Below are 18,018 nucleotides of genomic sequence, written 5' to 3' on the forward strand. Positions count from 1 at the left end.
TAGCCGGGCGGCGATGTCGCCCGGTCTATACGTCCTTCACCCGCAGTGTCATAACCAGCGCCACCAGCGCAATCGCCGCCATCATCCAGTAGACGGCGAAATGGCCGACGCTTTGCGCCAGCGCCCCCTGAATCACCCCCGCCAGAATCACGCCCGTGGAAATGCTATTGGTAAACAGCGTCGTTGCCGCCCCGGCGCGGCCAGGCATCAGATCCTGAAACCACAGCATGCCAATCCCGGCGACGATACCGATAAACACCGCATTAAAGAGCTGCAGGGCCAGCAGCGCTTCGCGGCTGTGGAACAGAATCAGTCCGATATAAAACAGCACGCCGGCCGCAACGGCGACGATCATCATCCGGCGTTTGCCAAAGCGCTTTACGTAATAGCCCGCCAGGATCATCGCCGGGATCTCCAGCCCCGCGGCGGTGCCCATCAGGATCCCGGCAAGTTTATCCGGCAGGCCTAGCGCGCTGCTGATCCACAGCGGCATATCGATGATGTACATGGTGTTGCAGGTCCACATCAGGGTGGAAGCGATAAACAGCATGCGGACGTTTTTATCGCCCCAGCCGCTGCCCTGCGCCACGACCCGCTCAGCAGGAGGTTCGACGCGGGCCACGGAGGGCAGCGCAAACGCGATCAGCGCCAGGCTTATGGCGAAGATCGCGGCGGCAATCGAAAACATGGCGGTAAAGCCGTAGTTCAGCGCCAGCATGAACGCCAGCGGCGGGCCAATCACCCACGCCAGCGACAGCTGCGCGCGCATCACCGAGCTGAACATTACCACTTCCCGCGCGGAGCTATCGGCATATTCGCGCGCCAGCGCGAACAGCTGCGGCATAGCGGTATTGGCCAGCGACGCCAGCAGCACGCCGCAGGTGAGCAGCGTCAGATAATGGCGGTTGAAGGCGAAGAGCAGCGCGTTGCCTACCGCCATCAGGCAGCAAAACAGTATCAGCGTACGGCGATCGCCCCGGCGGTCGGAGCGCTTCGCCAGCCACAGGCTGACCGCGATCCCGGCGACGGCGTTGACGGTATAAAACAGCCCGACCCAGAAGGGCTGCGCGCCGACCTCCCGGCTCAAGAACAGGCTCAGCGTCGGCGCCTGCAGCGCGCCCGCCACGCCCATCATGAAAGCGACCAGCATAAAAGCCGCGTAAACGCCGTTCAGACGTCGTCCCATCGTCATCAGCCAGAGCATGAGCTATCCCTATCAGCAGAGGAAAAAACGAAAAAAGCCAGCAGAAAATATCTGCTGGCGGGTGATGTTATACACCAATACTCAGTCACACATGATTAAGGCAAATCAATGAGATTCAGAAGTCGGAGCCGTAACGTTCCACTGCATCAGTTCTTCGAGCATTTTCAGCCGCTCTCCTGCCAGCAGGCGGGCCAGCCATGACGCTCCCTGCGTCGCTAAAAAATAGTGCTGATAAAACCGGTGTGTTGATGACTTCTGCATATTCACCTCCTCGCTTCATCGCAGACGATTATTGGCTTAATATAGGGATTAATAAATTGCTGAGTTTTCGTCAGGAGTTCCCCTTTTATGTCTTCTGGTCGCTTGCAACAACAGTTCATCCGCCTGTGGCAGTGCTGCGATGGCCATGCCCAGGAAACCACCCTTAACGAGCTGGCGGCGCTGTTAAGCTGTTCCCGCCGCCATATGCGTACGCTGCTCAACACTATGGAAGAGCGCGGCTGGCTGACCTGGGAGGCGGAGGCCGGGCGCGGTAAACGGTCGCGCCTGACGTTCCTCTATACCGGGCTGGCGCTGCAGCAGCAGAGGGCGGAGGATCTGCTGGAGCAGGACCGGATCGATCAGCTGGTGCAGCTGGTCGGCGATAAATCGGCGGTACGCCAGATGCTGGTGTCCCATCTGGGCAGAAGCTTTCGCCAGGGGCGGCATATTTTGCGCGTGCTCTACTACCGCCCGATGCGCAATCTGCTGCCCGGTACGCCCCTTCGCCGCTCGGAAACGCACATCGCCCGGCAGATCTTCAGCGCCCTGACGCGGATAAATGAGGAAAACGGGGAACTGGAAGCCGATATCGCCCACCACTGGCAGCAGATTTCGCCGCTGCACTGGCGCTTTTACCTGCGTCCTGGCATTCATTTCCATCACGGCCGCGAGCTGGATATGGACGATGCGATCGCGTCGCTACAGCGCATTAATTCGCTGCCGCTGTACAGCCACATCACCCGCATCATCTCCCCCACCGCCTGGACGCTGGATATCCATCTGGCAAGACCTGACCGCTGGCTGCCGTGGCTGCTGGGCTATGTACCGGCGATGATCCTGCCGCGCGAATGGGAGTCGATGAACCACTTCGCCAGCCTGCCCGTAGGCACCGGCCCCTATGCGGTGGCGCGCAACAACCTGAACCAGCTGAAAATTCACGCCTTTGACGATTACTTCGGCTATCGCGCGCTGATTGACGAAGTGAACGTCTGGGTGCTGCCGGAAATCGGCGAAGAGGTCACCTGCGGCCTGACGCTGGAAGGATCGACGGAAGACGAGGAAAAAGCGGTTGAAAGCCGTCTTGAAGAAGGCTGCTATTACCTGCTGTTCGACGCCCGCACGCCGAAAGGCGTGCACCCGGCGGTGCGCCGCTGGGTAAGCCAGATACTCTCTCCCGCCAACCTGCTCTATCACGCCGATGAGCAGTATCAGGGCTACTGGTTTCCGGCCTACGGTCTGCTGCCGCGCTGGCACCACGCCCGGCCGCAAAAGGGGGAAAAACCCGCCGGGCTGGAAACGCTGACCATTACCTATTACCGGGAGCACCTCGAACACCGCAATATTGCCGTCATCATGCAGCGGCTGCTGGCGCAACATCAGGTCAGGCTGGAGATTCAGGAGCTGGACTACGACGAGTGGCATCGCGGCGACGCCTGCAGCGATATGTGGCTCAACAGCGCAAACTTCACGCTGCCGCTGGATTTCTCTCTTTTCGCCCAGCTGTATGAGGTGCCGCTTATCCAGCAGTGCATCCCGCTTGACTGGCAGGCCGACGCCAGCCGCTGGCAGGCCGGAGACATGAACCTCGCCGGCTGGTGCCAGCAGCTTATCGCCCAGCAGTCGATAGTCCCGCTCATCCACCACTGGCTTAGGATCCAGGGACAGCGCAGCATGCGCGGGCTGCGCATGAACACCCTTGGCTGGTTTGACTTTAAATCCGCCTGGTTTGCGCCGCCGGAACCATAACGCTTCCTGAAAACTTACAAACTTATTACAATAGCGCCGTTCTCAACGGGGTGCTGCAGGCCAACGGCTATGCGTGCTGAGAAGATACCCGTCGAACCTGATCCGGATAACGCCGGCGAAGGGATTTGAGGCTCACTCAAAATCCTTTGCCACCCATTTTCTGAGGTGCAAAGTGCTAAAAAAACTCCTGCCGTTGCTGGCGCTCGTAAGCGTGCCCGTGTTCGCTAAACCTGTTCTGACCGTCTATACCTACGATTCCTTCTCCGCCGACTGGGGCCCGGGGCCTGCGGTGAAAAAAGCGTTTGAAGCCGACTGTGGCTGCGAGCTGAAGTATGTGGCGCTGGAAGACGGCGTATCGCTGCTCAACCGCCTGCGTATGGAGGGCAAAAACAGCAAAGCGGATATCGTGCTGGGGCTGGATAATAACCTGCTGCAGGCGGCAACCGATACCGGGCTGTTCGCAAAAAGCGGCGTTCCCTCCTCCTCGGTCACCGTGCCTGGCGGCTGGAACAATGACACCTTCGTACCGTTTGATTACGGCTACTTCGCGTTTGTTTACGACAAAAACAAGCTCAAAAACCCGCCGAAAAGCTTAAAAGAGCTGGTTGAAAGCGAGCAGAAATGGCGCGTGATTTACGAAGATCCGCGCACCAGCACGCCGGGTCTCGGCCTGCTGCTGTGGATGCAAAAAGTCTACGGCGACAAAGCGCCGGACGCCTGGCAGAAGCTGGCCGCGAAAACCGTCACCGTCACGAAGGGCTGGAGCGAGGCTTACGGCCTGTTCCTGAAAGGCGAAAGCGACCTGGTGTTAAGCTATACCACCTCTCCGGCCTACCACATCATCGAAGAGAAGAAGGATAACTACGCGGCGGCCAACTTCGAGGAAGGCCACTACCTGCAGGTAGAGGTCGCCGCCCGCACCGCTGCCAGCAAGCAGCCGGAGCTGGCGGAAAAGTTCCTGAAATTTATGGTGTCACCGGCCTTCCAGACGGCAATTCCGACCGGCAACTGGATGTACCCGGTGACCCAGGTCGCGCTGCCGGACGGCTTTAACGGCCTGGTCAAACCCGCCACAACCCTGGAATATACGCCGCAGCAGGTTGACCACGAGCGCCAGAACTGGATTAGCGCATGGCTTCGCGCCGCCAGCCACTGATCGCCGGCTGGCTTATCCCGGGACTGACGGTCGCCATGCTGATGGTGGCCGTCGCGCTGGCGGCCTTTCTGGCGCTATGGCTGAATGCGCCCGAAGCCGCATGGGGCGCGCTGCTGCAGGACAGCTATCTCTGGCACGTGGTGCGCTTTTCCTTCTGGCAGGCATTTTTGTCGGCGCTGCTGTCGGTGGTCCCGGCGATTTTCCTCGCCCGCGCCCTTTACCGGCGCCGTTTCCCTGGGCGTCAGGCGCTGCTGCGGCTGTGCGCGATGACGCTGATTCTGCCGGTGCTGGTCGCCGTTTTCGGCATCCTTAGCGTCTATGGCCGCCAGGGCTGGCTGGCGCAGCTGTTTCACGCGGCCGGCTGGCAGTGGACGTTTTCACCCTATGGCCTGCAGGGCATCCTGTTGGCCCACGTGTTTTTCAACATGCCGATGGCGACGCGCCTGCTGCTGCAGGCGCTTGAGCAGATCCCCGGCGAGCAGCGGCAGCTGGCCGCCCAGCTCGGCATGCGCGGCTTCAGCTTCTTCCGCTTCGTCGAATGGCCGTGGATACGGCGGCAGCTCCCGCCCGTCGCGGCGCTCATTTTCATGCTCTGTTTCGCCAGCTTCGCCACGGTGCTGTCGCTCGGCGGCGGCCCGCAGGCCACCACCATTGAGCTGGCCATCTATCAGGCGCTCAGCTTTGACTACGATCCGGGACGGGCGGCCATACTGGCGCTCATCCAGATGCTGTGCTGCCTCGGGCTGATGCTGCTCAGCCAGCGGCTGAGCAAATCGGTGGCGCCGGGGTTTACCCACCACCGCGGCTGGCGCGATCCCGACGACCGCCTGCACAGCCGTATCGCCGACGGCGCGCTGATCGTTATCGCCCTGCTGCTGCTGTTGCCGCCGCTGCTGGCGGTGGTGGTCGACGGCGTTAACGGCAGCCTGGCCGAGGTGCTCTCGCGCCCGGTGCTCTGGCGGGCGCTCTGGACCTCGCTGCGCATCGCCATCGCCGCCGGGCTGCTCAGCCTGCTCCTCACAATGATGCTGTTGTGGAGCAGCCGCGAGCTGCGCGCGCGTCAGCATTCGCTGGCCGGACAGGCCATGGAGCTTAGCGGTACGCTGATTCTGGCGATGCCCGGCATCGTGCTGGCCACCGGTTTTTTCCTGCTGCTCAACAACAGCATTGGCCTCCCCGCCTCTGCTGACGGCATCGTCATCTTCACCAACGCGCTGATGGCTATCCCCTATGCGCTGAAGGTGCTGGAAACCCCCATGCGGGATATCACCGCCCGCTACGGCCCGCTGTGCCAGTCGTTGGGCATGCAGGGATTCAACCGCCTGCGTATTGTCGAGCTGCGCGCTCTCAGACGGCCGCTGGCGCAGGCGCTGGCGTTTGCCTGCGTGCTGTCGATTGGCGATTTCGGCGTTGTGGCGCTGTTCGGCAACGATGACTTCCGCACGCTGCCCTTCTATCTTTATCAGCAGATTGGCGCCTACCGCAGCCAGGACGGCGCCGTAACGGCGCTGCTGCTGCTGCTGCTCTGCTTCCTGCTTTTTACCGTGATCGAGAAACTACCGGGCCGCGATGCTAAAACTCAATGATATCACCTGGCTGTATCAGCATTTGCCGATGCGCTTTACCTTCGCCGCCGCCCCCGGCGAGCAGATTGCCGTGCTCGGCCCCAGCGGCGCGGGGAAAAGCACGCTGCTGAACCTGATCGCCGGTTTCCTGGCGCCGGTCAGCGGCACGCTGGCAATAGCGGGAGAGGATCATACCCATACCCCGCCGTCAAAACGTCCGGTATCGATGCTGTTCCAGGAAAATAACCTGTTCAGCCATCTGACCATTCGCCAGAATATCGGGCTGGGGATGACGCCGGGACTGCGGCTCAGCGCGCAGCAGCGGAGCGCGCTGGAGACCATCGCCGCGCAGATGAACATTACCGAACTGCTGGAGCGCCTGCCGGGGGAGCTTTCCGGCGGGCAGCGGCAGCGGGCGGCGCTGGCGCGCTGCCTGGTGCGCGAGCAGCCGGTGCTGCTGTTGGATGAACCGTTTTCCGCGCTCGACCCGGCGCTGCGTCAGGAGATGCTGCAGCTGGTCGGCGACGTTTGCCGTCGCCAGCAGCTAACGCTGCTGATGGTGTCCCACAGCGTCGAGGACGCCGCACGCATCGCCGCGCGCTCGCTGGTAGTGGCCGACGGGCGCATCGCCTGGGATGGCCCCACCGCCGAGCTGCTGAGCGGTAAGGCCAGCGCCTCGCCGCTCCTTGGGCTGTGACACGACGTCAGCGGCTGACGACCTTACCTAAAATATCCAGATACACTGGCATGAGCGGGTGGCGCAGCAGCGCCACCAGCGCCGCCGCGGCCAGCCCGAGCAGCAGCGGCGAAAGCCACAGCAGCCGGGCGCGGGGCAGATAGCGGGTCAGCCTGTCGATACCGGATTTACCGCTGCGCCACAGGCGCCAGCAGAGCCAGACGGCAAGCCACAGCAGCAGCGCCGCCAGCAGCAGCAGCCACTTAAAGCCGCCGCTCTGCGCGTCCGCCGGAATGCCGATAGCCGCTCCGGCGAGGATCCCCGGTAAAAAGTAGACCGGCGGCCAGAGCAGGCAGCCAATGATATTTGGCAGCACGAATTTCGCGACCGGCAGGTCGAGCATCCCGGCGACCATCGGCACCAGCGGACGCGTCGGCCCGACAAAACGGCCAATCAGAATCGTCACCATGCTGTGCTGATGCAGGGCATGCTCGGTTTTATCGAGCAGCGCTTTGTTCTTTTTCATGAACGACCAGCGGTGCAGCGGCTTTTTAAAGCGCCAGCCGAGCCAGAAGGAGATCCAGTCCCCCATCAGACAGCCGATAATGCCCGCCAGCCACGCCTGCCAGAAATTCACGTCGCCGCTGCCGATAAGCGCCCCGAGCGCCGCCATCATCACGGTGCCCGGCAGGATAAGCCCCACCAGCGCCAGTGATTCCAGAAACGCGACCAGCGCCACCGCAATCAACGAGTACATCACCGACTGGGTGATAAAATGTTCCAGCAAAGCTTGCATAAGGCGTCCGGTTGGCGAAAAGAAGCAGGGATTCTCCAGAGCGATGGCTATGCCGTCAAGCCATCAATTGTCTGAATAGTTTACAGGTTCGATGCCGGAGCAGGCTTTCTGGTTCACTTTTTTTTCACACGTTACTAACACCCGCGCGGAATTCGCTGGGGCTGGCGCCGGTGCATTTTTTAAAAACGCGGGAAAAGTAGAGCTGATCCTCAAAACCGACGTTGCGCCCGACGCTGGCGATCGGCATGCGGGTGGTGCTGAGCAGCAGCTTGGCCTGACTGATACGCTGGTCTTCGCGCCAGCTCAGCACGCTCACGCCAAGCTGCTGGCGGAAAAGATGGGACAGGCGCGACGGAGACAGGCAGACGTGCTGCGCGACGCTGGCGATATCAAACTGGCTGTCCGCCAGATGGTCGCTGATGTACTGGCAGGCGTCGCGCACGCGGTTGTCCATCGGCGGATGCAGGGACTCATTGATGGCCTCCACCCGCCGCAGCAGCAGCTGTTCCAGCAGGTTGATCGCCAGCAGCTCGGAATAGCGCCCGGCGCCCTGTCCGGCCTCGATAATTTGCCCGAACAGCCCGGCGAACTGCGCCTGATGCGCTTCATCCGGGCGGTAAAACCCGGTCTGCGCGAACAGCGTCGGCCACGACAGCCATTCTTGCCAGTAGGCGCGCGGGCGGAAGTACACCCACTGGTGATACCACTCGCCGGCCAGCGGATGGCGGCCATAGTGGTGAATTTCCCCCGGCGGAAACAGCACCATATCGCCGGGACGGCAGACGAACTGATGCCCCTGATTGTTGATAACCCCCTCACCGCGCACGGTCAGGTTGAGAATATATCCCTTCATACCCAGCGGCCGGTCGATGAAAAAATCGAGATAGCCGTCGGCCTCGATCGGCGTTAATCCCGCCACCAGATGGGCATTAAATGAGTAGCCAGGCAACAGAGGATCATTTTGCGTTTCAGCCATGAAAAGTCTCCATCATCACGCTCAGGGGAAATCAATTGTCCATATTGCCAGCGAAGCGTAAAAGGCAAAAGTAGCCTGAAAGAATATTTGCACGGCGTCACACTTTGCCTTGTCACAGCAATATCGTCCATAAGATTAGCGGTTCAAACCTGACGCTTTTTTCCGCTGAAATCTACTGTTGCTGCATGTCCGTTTTAGTAGGGAGCAACCAGCATGGCAATAGCGATAGGCCTCGATTTTGGCAGTGACTCGGTGCGGGCGCTGGCGGTGGATTGCGCCACCGGCCAGGAGATGGCGACCGCCGTAGAAGAGTATCCCCGCTGGCAGGAGGGCCGCTTTTGCGATGCGCCCAACAACCGGTTCCGCCATCACCCGCTTGATTACATTGAGGCGATGGAGGCAGCGCTGGCGCAGGTGCTCGGCGAACTGGGCGACGCCGGACGCGCCAGCGTCATTGGCATCGGCGTCGACAGCACCGGCTCAACGCCAGCGCCCATTGATGAACACGGCAATGTGCTGGCGCTGCGCCCGGAGTTCGCCGAGAACCCCAACGCCATGTTTGTGCTGTGGAAGGATCATACGGCGGTTGACGAAGCAGAAGCGATCACCCGCCTGTGCCACCAGCCGGGCCAGGCGGACTACTCACGCTATATCGGCGGCGTTTACTCCAGCGAGTGGTTCTGGGCGAAAATTCTCCATATCACCCGCCAGGATAGCCAGGTGGCGCGCGCCGCCGTCTCCTGGATTGAGCTGTGCGACTGGGTTCCGGCGCTGCTTTCCGGCACCACCCGCCCGCAGGATATTCGCCGCGGCCGCTGCAGCGCCGGGCACAAAGCCCTGTGGCACGACGGCTGGGGCGGCCTGCCCCCGGCCAGCTTCTTTGACCGCCTGGACCCGCTGATTAACCAGCATCTCGACTACCCGCTGTTTACCGATACCTGGACCGCCGATGTGCCGGTCGGCACCCTGTGCGCCGAGTGGGCGCAGCGCCTTGGGTTACCGGAAACGGTAGTGATTTCCGGCGGCGCGTTCGACTGCCATATGGGCGCCGTCGGCGCAGGCGCCCAGCCGAACACGCTGGTAAAGGTCATCGGCACCTCGACCTGCGACATTCTGATCGCCGACAGGGCCAGCGTCGGCGGGCGGGCGGTTCAGGGAATTTGCGGACAGGTGGACGGTAGCGTCGTACCGGACTTTATCGGGCTGGAGGCCGGGCAGTCGGCCTTTGGCGATATCTACGCCTGGTTTGGTCGTCTTCTTGGCTGGCCGCTTGAGCAGCTGCTCGCCCAGCATCCGGAGCTCGCTGCCCCCATCAAAGCCAGCCAGAAACAGCTGCTGCCCGCCCTCACCGAGGCCTGGGCCAATAATCCGTCGCTGGCGCATCTGCCGGTAGCGCTCGACTGGTTTAACGGCCGCCGCACCCCCAACGCAAACCAGCGGCTGAAGGGCGTGATTACCGACCTTAACCTGGCGACGGACGCTCCGGCCCTGTTCGGCGGGCTGATCGCCGCGACGGCGTTTGGCGCCCGCGCCATCATGGAGTGCTTTACCCGGCAGGAAATCGCCGTCGACGGCGTGATGGCGCTGGGCGGCATTGCCCGTAAAAACCCGGTCATCATGCAGGCCTGCTGCGACGTGCTCAACCGGCCGCTGCAGATTGTCGCCTCCGATCAGTGCTGCGCGCTGGGCGCCGCAATTTTCGCCGCCGTCGCCGCCGGGGTTCACGCCGATATCCCCGCCGCGCAGCAGAAGATGGCCAGCCGAATCGAAAGCACCCTGCAGCCCTGCCCCGCACAGGCGCAGCGCTTTGAACCGCTTTACCAGCGCTATCTGCAGTGGGCGAACAGCGCAGAGCAGCATTACCTCCCCGACGCCGCGCCGACCGCGCAGACTCATTAAGGACAGGAACATGACGATTTTTAACGACTATGAAGTGTGGTTTGTCATTGGCAGTCAGCATCTGTACGGCCCTGAGGCGCTGCATCAGGTTACCCAGCACGCGGAACACGTGGTGAATGCCCTGAACGCGGAAGGCAAGCTGCCCTGCAGGCTGGTCCTGAAGCCGCTTGGCACCACACCGGATGAAATTACCCATATCTGCCGGGATGCCAGCTACAGCGACAAATGCGCGGGGCTGGTAGTGTGGCTGCACACCTTCTCGCCGGCGAAAATGTGGATTAACGGCCTGAACATCCTCAATAAGCCGCTGCTGCAGTTCCACACCCAGTTTAACGCCGCGCTGCCGTGGGACAGCATCGACATGGACTTTATGAACCTGAATCAGACCGCGCACGGCGGCCGCGAATTCGGCTTCATCGGCGCGCGCATGCGCCTGAACCACAGCGTGGTCACCGGCCACTGGCAGGACCCGCAGGCGCAGCAGCGCATCGGCGCCTGGATGCGTCAGGCGGTGTCGGCTCAGGATACCCGCCACCTGAAGGTGGTGCGTTTTGGCGACAACATGCGCGAAGTGGCGGTCACCGACGGCGATAAGGTCGCCGCGCAGATTAAATTCGGCTTTTCGGTCAACACCTGGGGCGTGGGCGACCTGGCGCTGGTGGTGAACGACGTTGCCGATGGCGATGTCAGCGCGCTGGTGGAGGAATATGAAAACCGCTACCGCCTGACGCCTGCCGCGCAGGTGAAAGGCGATAAGCGCCAGAACGTGCTGGACGCGGCGCGCATTGAGCTCGGCATCAGGCGTTTTTTACAGCAGGGCGGCTTCCACGCTTTTACCACCACCTTTGAAGACCTCCACGGCCTGAAGCAGCTTCCCGGCCTCGCCGTACAGCGCTTAATGCAGCAGGGCTACGGCTTTGCCGGCGAAGGCGACTGGAAAACCGCCGCCCTGCTGCGCATCATGAAGGTCATGTCGACCGGTCTGCCGGGCGGCACCTCGTTTATGGAGGACTACACCTACCACTTCGACCACGGCAACGATCTGGTGCTGGGTTCGCACATGCTGGAAGTGTGCCCGACGATCGCCACCGATGAGAAACCGATCCTCGACGTGCAGCATCTCGGCATCGGCGGCAAAGCCTGCCCGGCGCGCCTCATCTTTGACACCCAAACCGGCCCGGGCATTGTCGCCAGCCTTATCGATCTGGGGGATCGCTTCCGCCTGCTGGTCAACGCCATTGAAACCGTAAAAACGCCGCACAGCCTGCCGAAACTGCCGGTCGCGAACGCGCTGTGGAAAGCGCAGCCGGATCTGCAAACGGCCTCCGAGGCCTGGATCATCGCCGGCGGCGCGCACCATACCGTCTTCAGCCACGCGCTGACGCTGGCCGATATGCGCCAGTTCAGCGAGCTGCACGACATTGAGCTGACCGTTATCGATAACGATACCCGGCTGCCGGCCTTTAAAGATGCGCTGCGCTGGAACGAGGCGTATTACGGGTCCAAACGCTAGCGAAACCAGCGCCCTCTCCTTGTGGGAGAGGGCCTTAGCGAGGGGAAGACATGCTTGAAGATCTCAAACGTCAGGTGCTTGACGCCAATCTGGCGCTTCCGGAACACCGTCTGGTCACGCTGACGTGGGGCAACGTCAGCGCCGTCGACCGCGCGCGCGGCGTTCTGGTTATCAAACCGTCCGGCGTCGACTACCGTCAGATGACCGCCGACGACATGGTGGTCGTCAGTCTGGACAGCGGCGAGGTGGTGGAAGGCCGCAAAAAACCGTCGTCGGATACGCCGACGCACCGGCTGCTCTACCAGGCGTTTCCCGCGATCGGCGGCATTGTGCATACCCATTCGCGCCATGCCACCATCTGGGCGCAGGCCGGGCTGGCCATTCCGGCCACCGGCACCACGCATGCGGACTATTTCTACGGCGCTATCCCCTGCACGCGCAGGATGACCGACGCTGAAATCAACGGCGAGTATGAGTGGGAAACCGGCAAGGTTATCGTCGAAACCTTCGCCGCCCTGGGGCTCGACGCCGCGCAGATGCCCGGCGTGCTGGTGCACTCTCACGGCCCCTTCGCCTGGGGCAAAAGCGCCGAGGCTGCGGTACATAACGCCATCGTGCTGGAAGAGGTCGCCTATATGGGGATCTTCTGCCGTCAGCTTACGCCGCAGCTGCCGGAGATGCAGCAGACGCTGCTGGATAAGCACTATCTGCGCAAGCACGGCGCCAAAGCCTATTACGGCCAGTAGCATACCTGTATAAAACCACAGCGAAACCGCATAAACCAGGCTATACTCAGGCCTGGTTTTTTGCAAAACGAGCGATCGATGTGACCCAGGCGCGAGAAGGCTTTTTATTAACCCGCCACTGGCGGGATACGCCGCAGGGCACTGAGGTGTCGTTCTGGCTGGCGACCGACGACGGCCCGCTGCAGGCGACGCTGCCGCCGCAGGAGTCCGTGGCCTTTATCCCCGAGTCCCAGCGCGCGCAGGCGGAACGTCTGCTGCGCAGCGAACGGGACGCTCGCCTGGCGCCGCTGGCGCTGAAAGATTTTCACCGCCAGCCGGTCTTTGGCCTTTACTGCCGCTCGCACCGTCAGCTGATGCGCCTCGAGAAATTGCTGCGGGAAGAAGGCATCACCGTCTATGAGGCCGATGTTCGCCCGCCGGAACGCTATCTGATGGAGCGTTTTATCACCGCGCCGGTGTGGGTGGAGGGCGAGCCTCAGGGGAATTCGCTGACCGGCGCCCGGCTCAAGCCCAATCCCCACTATCGCCCGCCGCTAAAATGGGTGTCGCTGGATATCGAAACCACGCGCCACGGCGAGCTGTACTGCATCGGTCTTGAGGGCTGCGGCCAGCGGGTCGTCTATATGCTGGGGCCGGAAAACGGCGATGCGACGGGCTGCGACTTTCAGCTGGAATACGTCGCCAGCCGCCCGCAGCTGCTGGAAAAACTCAACGCCTGGTTCGCCATCCACGACCCTGACATCATCATCGGCTGGAACCTGGTGCAGTTCGATCTCCGCGTACTGCAAAAACATGCCGAACGTTACCGCATCCCGCTGATGCTGGGACGCGGCAATACCGAAATTGAGTGGCGCGAGCACGGTTTCAAAAACGGCGTCTTCTTTGCACAAATCAACGGTCGGCTCATTATCGACGGCATTGAGGCGCTGAAGTCGGCGTTCTGGAGTTTCTCATCGTTTTCGCTGGAGTCGGTATCGCAGGAGCTGCTCGGCGAAGGGAAATCGATCGACAATCCCTGGGATCGGATGGACGAAATCGACCGCCGCTTCGCCGAAGATAAACCGGCGCTCGCCACCTATAACCTGAAAGACTGCGAGCTGGTGACGCGGATTTTCCACAAAACCGAGATCGTACCGTTTTTGCTTGAGCGCGCCACGGTCAACGGGCTGCCTACCGATCGCCACGGCGGCTCCGTCGCCGCATTCAGCCACCTCTATTTTCCGCGCATGCACCGGCTGGGCTACGTCGCGCCAAACCTCGGCGAAGTTCCGCCGCAGGCAAGCCCTGGCGGCTATGTGATGGACTCGCGTCCAGGGCTGTACGATTCCGTGCTGGTGCTGGACTATAAAAGCCTGTACCCGTCGATCATTCGCACGTTTCTTATCGACCCCGTAGGGCTTGTCGAGGGGATGGCGCAGCCGGATCCCGCCCACAGCACCGAAGGGTTCCTCGGGGCGTGGTTCTCGCGCGACAGGCACTGCCTGCCGGGGATAGTCAGCCAGATCTGGCACGGACGCGACGAGGCCAAAGCGCATCACAACAAGCCGCTGTCCCAGGCGCTGAAGATCATCATGAACGCCTTTTACGGCGTGCTGGGCACCAGCGCCTGCCGCTTTTTCGATCCGCGCCTCGCCTCGTCGATCACCATGCGCGGGCACGCGATCATGCGCCAGACGAAAGCGCTGATTGAATCACAGGGCTACGATGTGATTTACGGCGATACCGATTCCACCTTCGTCTGGCTCAAACGCGCCCACGGCGAAGAGGAGGCGGCGGCCATTGGCAGACAGCTGGTGACCTTCGTCAACGACTGGTGGGCGAAAACGCTGGCGGCAGAAGGGCTCACCAGCGCCATGGAGCTGGAGTTCGAAACCCATTTCTGCCGCTTCCTGATGCCGACCATCCGCGGTACGGAAACCGGCAGCAAGAAGCGCTATGCGGGGATGATTCAGGACGGCGATGCGCAGCGCATGGTGTTCAAAGGGCTTGAGACCGTACGCACCGACTGGACGCCGCTGGCGCAGCAGTTTCAGCAGGAGCTGTACCGCCGCATCTTTCGTCATGAACCTTATCAGGCGTTCATCCGCGACACCATCGACAGCCTGATGGCGGGCGAGCTGGACGAGCAGCTGGTGTACCGTAAGCAGCTGCGCCGCCCGCTTGCCGAATATCAGCGCAATATCCCGCCGCACGTGCGCGCCGCCCGCCTTGCCGACGACGAGAACGCCAGGCGCGGACGCCCCCTGCAGTACCAGCAGCGCGGCACGATCAAATACGTCTGGACCACCGGCGGGCCAGAGCCGCTAAGCTATCAGCAGTCGCCGCTCGACTATGACCACTATTTATCTAAACAATTAGAGCCGGTCGCCGAAGGAATACTCCCCTTTGTCGACGATGATTTTGCTACAATACTGACAGGGCAGCTGGGGCTATTTTGACGCGTGACGAAATCACTGGCTTCCAGTACCATAGCGCCCTTTCCATTCCTGGACCCAATTTTGACTTACCGCTGGTTGTACTGGCGGTGATGAACTATTGCCTGCAATTAAAGATATAGAGCCGAATATATGCCTTTTACACTTGGTCAGCGCTGGATTAGCGACACAGAAAGCGAACTGGGATTAGGGACAGTCGTAGCGCTGGACGCGCGCATGGTCACTCTCCTTTTCCCGGCAACCGGTGAAAACCGTCTGTACGCGCGTAACGACTCTCCCATCACCCGCGTCATGTTCAACCCGGGCGACACGGTGACCAGCCACGAAGGCTGGCAGCTGCACATTGACGATGTGAAAGAGGAAAAAGGGCTGCTGGCGTATACCGGCACCCGTGTTGATACCCAGGAAGCCGACGTGGTGCTGCGGGAAGTGCTGCTCGACAGCAAGCTGGTCTTCAGCAAGCCGCAGGACCGCCTGTTCGCCGGACAAATCGACCGTATGGATCGCTTTGCCCTGCGCTATCGCGCCCGCAGGTACCAGAGCGAGCAGTACCGTATGCCGTGGAGCGGCCTGCGCGGCCAGCGCACCAGCCTGATCCCCCATCAGCTGCACATCGCCCATGACGTTGGCCGCCGCCATGCGCCGCGCGTGCTGCTGGCGGACGAAGTGGGTCTGGGTAAAACCATTGAAGCCGGGATGATCCTGCATCAACAGTTGCTCGCCGGCGCCGCCGAGCGCGTGCTGGTGATTGTTCCGGAAACCCTGCAGCACCAGTGGCTGGTGGAGATGCTGCGCCGCTTTAATCTGCGCTTCTCTCTGTTTGACGACGAGCGCTACGCCGAAGCCCAGCATGACGCCGACAATCCGTTTGAAACCGAACAGCTGGTTATCTGCTCGCTGGACTTCGTCCGCCGCAGCAAACAGCGTCTTGAACACCTGTGCGACGCCGAATGGGACATTATGGTCGTCGACGAGGCGCACCACCTGGTGTGGAGCGAAGAGGCGCCAGGCCGCGAATATCAGGCCATCGAGCAGCTGGCCGAGCGCGTGCCCGGCGTGCTGCTGCTGACGGCGACGCCGGAGCAGCTCGGCATGGAAAGCCATTTCGCGCGCCTGCGCCTGCTGGACCCGAACCGTTTCCACGATTTCGCCCAGTTCGTTGAAGAGCAAAAGAACTATCGTCCGGTGGCGGACGCCGTCGCGATGCTGCTGGCGGGCAAGAAGCTCAGCGACGCGGAGCTCAACACCCTCAGCGACCTGATCGGCGAGCAGGATATCGAACCGCTGCTGCAGGCGGCGAACAGCGAAAGCGACGATGCCGACAGCGCGCGCCAGGAGCTGATCGCCATGCTGATGGACCGTCACGGCACCAGCCGCGTGCTGTTCCGCAATACCCGTAACGGCGTAAAAGGCTTCCCGAAACGCGAGCTGCACACCATTAAGCTGCCGCTGCCGACGCAGTACCAGACGGCGATTAAGGTCTCCGGCATTATGGGCGCGCGCAAAACCGCAGAAGACCGCGCCCGCGATATGCTCTACCCGGAGCAAATCTATCAGGAATTTGAAGGCGACAGCGGCACCTGGTGGAACTTCGACCCGCGCGTGGAATGGCTGATGGGCTACCTGACCAGCCATCGTTCGCAGAAGGTGCTGGTGATCTGCGCGAAGGCCGCCACCGCGCTCCAGCTGGAGCAGGTGCTGCGCGAGCGCGAGGGCATTCGCGCCGCCGTCTTCCATGAAGGGATGTCGATCGTCGAGCGCGACCGCGCCGCCGCCTGGTTTGCCGAAGAAGATACCGGCGCGCAGGTGCTGCTGTGTTCTGAAATCGGTTCTGAAGGCCGCAACTTCCAGTTCGCCAGCCATCTGGTGATGTTCGACCTGCCGTTTAACCCGGACCTGCTGGAGCAGCGTATCGGCCGTCTGGATCGTATCGGTCAGGCGCACGATATCCAGATCCACATGCCTTATCTCGAAAAAACGGCGCAGTCCGTACTGGTGAGCTGGTATCACGAAGGCCTGGACGCCTTCGAGCACACCTGCCCGACCGGCCGTACGATTTACGATAGCGTCCACACGCAGCTGATTAACTACCTCGCCGCGCCGGAAACCACCGACGGGTTTGACGAGCTGATCAAAACCTGCCGCGAGCAGCATGACGCGCTGAAAGCGCAGCTGGAACAGGGCCGCGATCGCCTGCTGGAAATCAACTCCAACGGCGGTGAAAAGGCTCAGGCGCTCGCCGAGAGCATTGAAGAGCAGGATGACGATACCGGCCTGATTAACTTCGCCATGAACCTGTTTGATATCATCGGCATCAACCAGGACGATCGCGGCGAAAACCTGATTGTGCTGACCCCGTCAGACCATATGCTGGTGCCGGATTTCCCGGGCCTGCCGGAAGACGGCTGCACCATCACCTTTGAGCGCGATGTGGCGCTGTCCCGCGAAGATGCGCAGTTCATCACCTGGGAGCACCCGCTTATCCGCAACGGCCTGGATCTTATCCTCTCCGGCGATACCGGCAGCAGCACTATTTCGCTGCTGAAGAACAAAGCCCTGCCGGTAGGCACTCTGCTGCTGGAGCTGATTTACGTGGTGGAGGCGCAGGCGCCGAAGCAGCTGCAGCTGCACCGCTTCCTGCCGCCGACGCCGGTGCGTCTGCTGCTGGATAAAACCGGCAACAACCTGGCGGCCCAGGTCGAGTTTGAGAGCTTTAACCGCCAGCTGAGCGCCGTTAACCGCCATACCGGCAGCAAGCTGGTGAACGCGGTGCAGCAGGACGTTCACGCGATTCTGCAGCAGGGCGAAACGCAGGTTGAAAACGCCGCGCGCACGCTGATTGATGCCGCCCGCCGCGAAGCGGACGAAAAGCTGAGCGCGGAGCTGTCCCGACTGGAGGCGCTGAAAGCGGTGAACCCGAACATTCGCGATGACGAACTCGATGCCATCGAGAGCAACCGTCGGCAGGTGATGGACAGCCTCAGCCAGGCCGGCTGGCGCCTGGACGCGTTGCGACTCATCGTCGTGACGCACCAGTAAGGAGCG

The 18,018-nt window shown here is 61.7% G+C and carries 13 protein-coding genes and 1 riboswitch; of the genes, 9 read left to right on the plus strand and 4 right to left on the minus strand.

Features of this window, described 5'->3' with window-relative positions; genetic code table 11:
• Positions 1–25 precede the first annotated feature (25 nt).
• Positions 26–1,204: a sugar efflux transporter gene (locus ENTCL_RS18255; RefSeq protein WP_013367619.1), complete on the minus strand. Its 1,179-nt coding sequence runs from the start codon at positions 1,202–1,204 to the stop codon at positions 26–28.
• Between the two features lie 105 nt (positions 1,205–1,309).
• Positions 1,310–1,465: a glucose uptake inhibitor SgrT gene (gene sgrT, locus ENTCL_RS23175; RefSeq protein ID WP_013367620.1), complete on the minus strand. Its 156-nt coding sequence runs from the start codon at positions 1,463–1,465 to the stop codon at positions 1,310–1,312.
• Between the two features lie 87 nt (positions 1,466–1,552).
• Between sgrT and sgrR the strand changes: the two genes are divergently transcribed.
• The 4 genes from sgrR to thiQ all read left to right on the plus strand — a co-directional run bounded on the left by sgrR (position 1,553) and on the right by thiQ (position 6,629).
• On the plus strand, positions 1,553–3,211 hold the full coding sequence (gene sgrR, locus ENTCL_RS18260; protein ID WP_013367621.1) for an HTH-type transcriptional regulator SgrR: 1,659 nt from the start codon (positions 1,553–1,555) through the stop codon (positions 3,209–3,211).
• Positions 3,212–3,247: 36 nt separating this feature from the next.
• A riboswitch (TPP riboswitch) is annotated at positions 3,248–3,353 on the plus strand.
• A gap of 30 nt (positions 3,354–3,383) precedes the next feature.
• Positions 3,384–4,367 carry a thiamine ABC transporter substrate binding subunit gene (gene thiB, locus ENTCL_RS18265; RefSeq protein ID WP_013367622.1) on the plus strand — a complete coding sequence of 328 codons (984 nt, stop codon included), beginning with the start codon at positions 3,384–3,386 and terminating at the stop codon, positions 4,365–4,367.
• On the plus strand, positions 4,343–5,953 hold the full coding sequence (thiP, locus tag ENTCL_RS18270; RefSeq protein ID WP_013367623.1) for a thiamine/thiamine pyrophosphate ABC transporter permease ThiP: 1,611 nt from the start codon (positions 4,343–4,345) through the stop codon (positions 5,951–5,953). The genes thiB and thiP overlap by 25 nt, the downstream gene beginning before the upstream one ends.
• Complete coding sequence (gene thiQ / locus ENTCL_RS18275; RefSeq protein ID WP_013367624.1) at positions 5,937–6,629, plus strand: thiamine ABC transporter ATP-binding protein ThiQ; 693 nt, start codon at positions 5,937–5,939, stop codon at positions 6,627–6,629. Before thiP ends, thiQ begins: the two co-directional genes overlap by 17 nt.
• A gap of 7 nt (positions 6,630–6,636) precedes the next feature.
• Here thiQ and ENTCL_RS18280 read toward each other — a convergent pair whose 3' ends face one another.
• Together ENTCL_RS18280 and araC are read right to left on the minus strand one after the other, a co-directional pair.
• Positions 6,637–7,404, minus strand: coding sequence for a DedA family protein (locus tag ENTCL_RS18280; protein WP_013367625.1), 768 nt, complete (start codon positions 7,402–7,404; stop codon positions 6,637–6,639).
• 124 nt (positions 7,405–7,528) lie between these two features.
• Positions 7,529–8,380, minus strand: coding sequence for an arabinose operon transcriptional regulator AraC (gene araC, locus ENTCL_RS18285; RefSeq protein WP_013367626.1), 852 nt, complete (start codon positions 8,378–8,380; stop codon positions 7,529–7,531).
• A 213-nt stretch (positions 8,381–8,593) separates the two neighbouring features.
• Between araC and araB the strand changes: the two genes are divergently transcribed.
• The 5 genes from araB to rapA all read left to right on the plus strand — a co-directional run bounded on the left by araB (position 8,594) and on the right by rapA (position 18,012).
• Positions 8,594–10,279, plus strand: coding sequence for a ribulokinase (gene araB / locus ENTCL_RS18290; RefSeq protein WP_013367627.1), 1,686 nt, complete (start codon positions 8,594–8,596; stop codon positions 10,277–10,279).
• Positions 10,280–10,289: 10 nt separating this feature from the next.
• Entirely contained in the window at positions 10,290–11,792 is a 1,503-nt protein-coding gene (gene araA / locus ENTCL_RS18295) for an L-arabinose isomerase (RefSeq protein ID WP_013367628.1), read from the plus strand.
• A 50-nt stretch (positions 11,793–11,842) separates the two neighbouring features.
• Positions 11,843–12,538 carry an L-ribulose-5-phosphate 4-epimerase gene (gene araD, locus ENTCL_RS18300; RefSeq protein ID WP_013367629.1) on the plus strand — a complete coding sequence of 232 codons (696 nt, stop codon included), beginning with the start codon at positions 11,843–11,845 and terminating at the stop codon, positions 12,536–12,538.
• Between the two features lie 80 nt (positions 12,539–12,618).
• Positions 12,619–14,976, plus strand: coding sequence for a DNA polymerase II (polB, locus tag ENTCL_RS18305; RefSeq protein ID WP_013367630.1), 2,358 nt, complete (start codon positions 12,619–12,621; stop codon positions 14,974–14,976).
• Between the two features lie 129 nt (positions 14,977–15,105).
• A complete protein-coding gene (gene rapA, locus ENTCL_RS18310; protein WP_013367631.1) occupies positions 15,106–18,012 on the plus strand; it encodes an RNA polymerase-associated protein RapA in 2,907 nt (968 codons plus the stop codon).
• Positions 18,013–18,018: the final 6 nt, after the last annotated feature.

The sequence above is a fragment of the [Enterobacter] lignolyticus SCF1 genome (assembly GCF_000164865.1).
GTDB lineage: Bacteria > Pseudomonadota > Gammaproteobacteria > Enterobacterales > Enterobacteriaceae > Enterobacter_B > Enterobacter_B lignolyticus.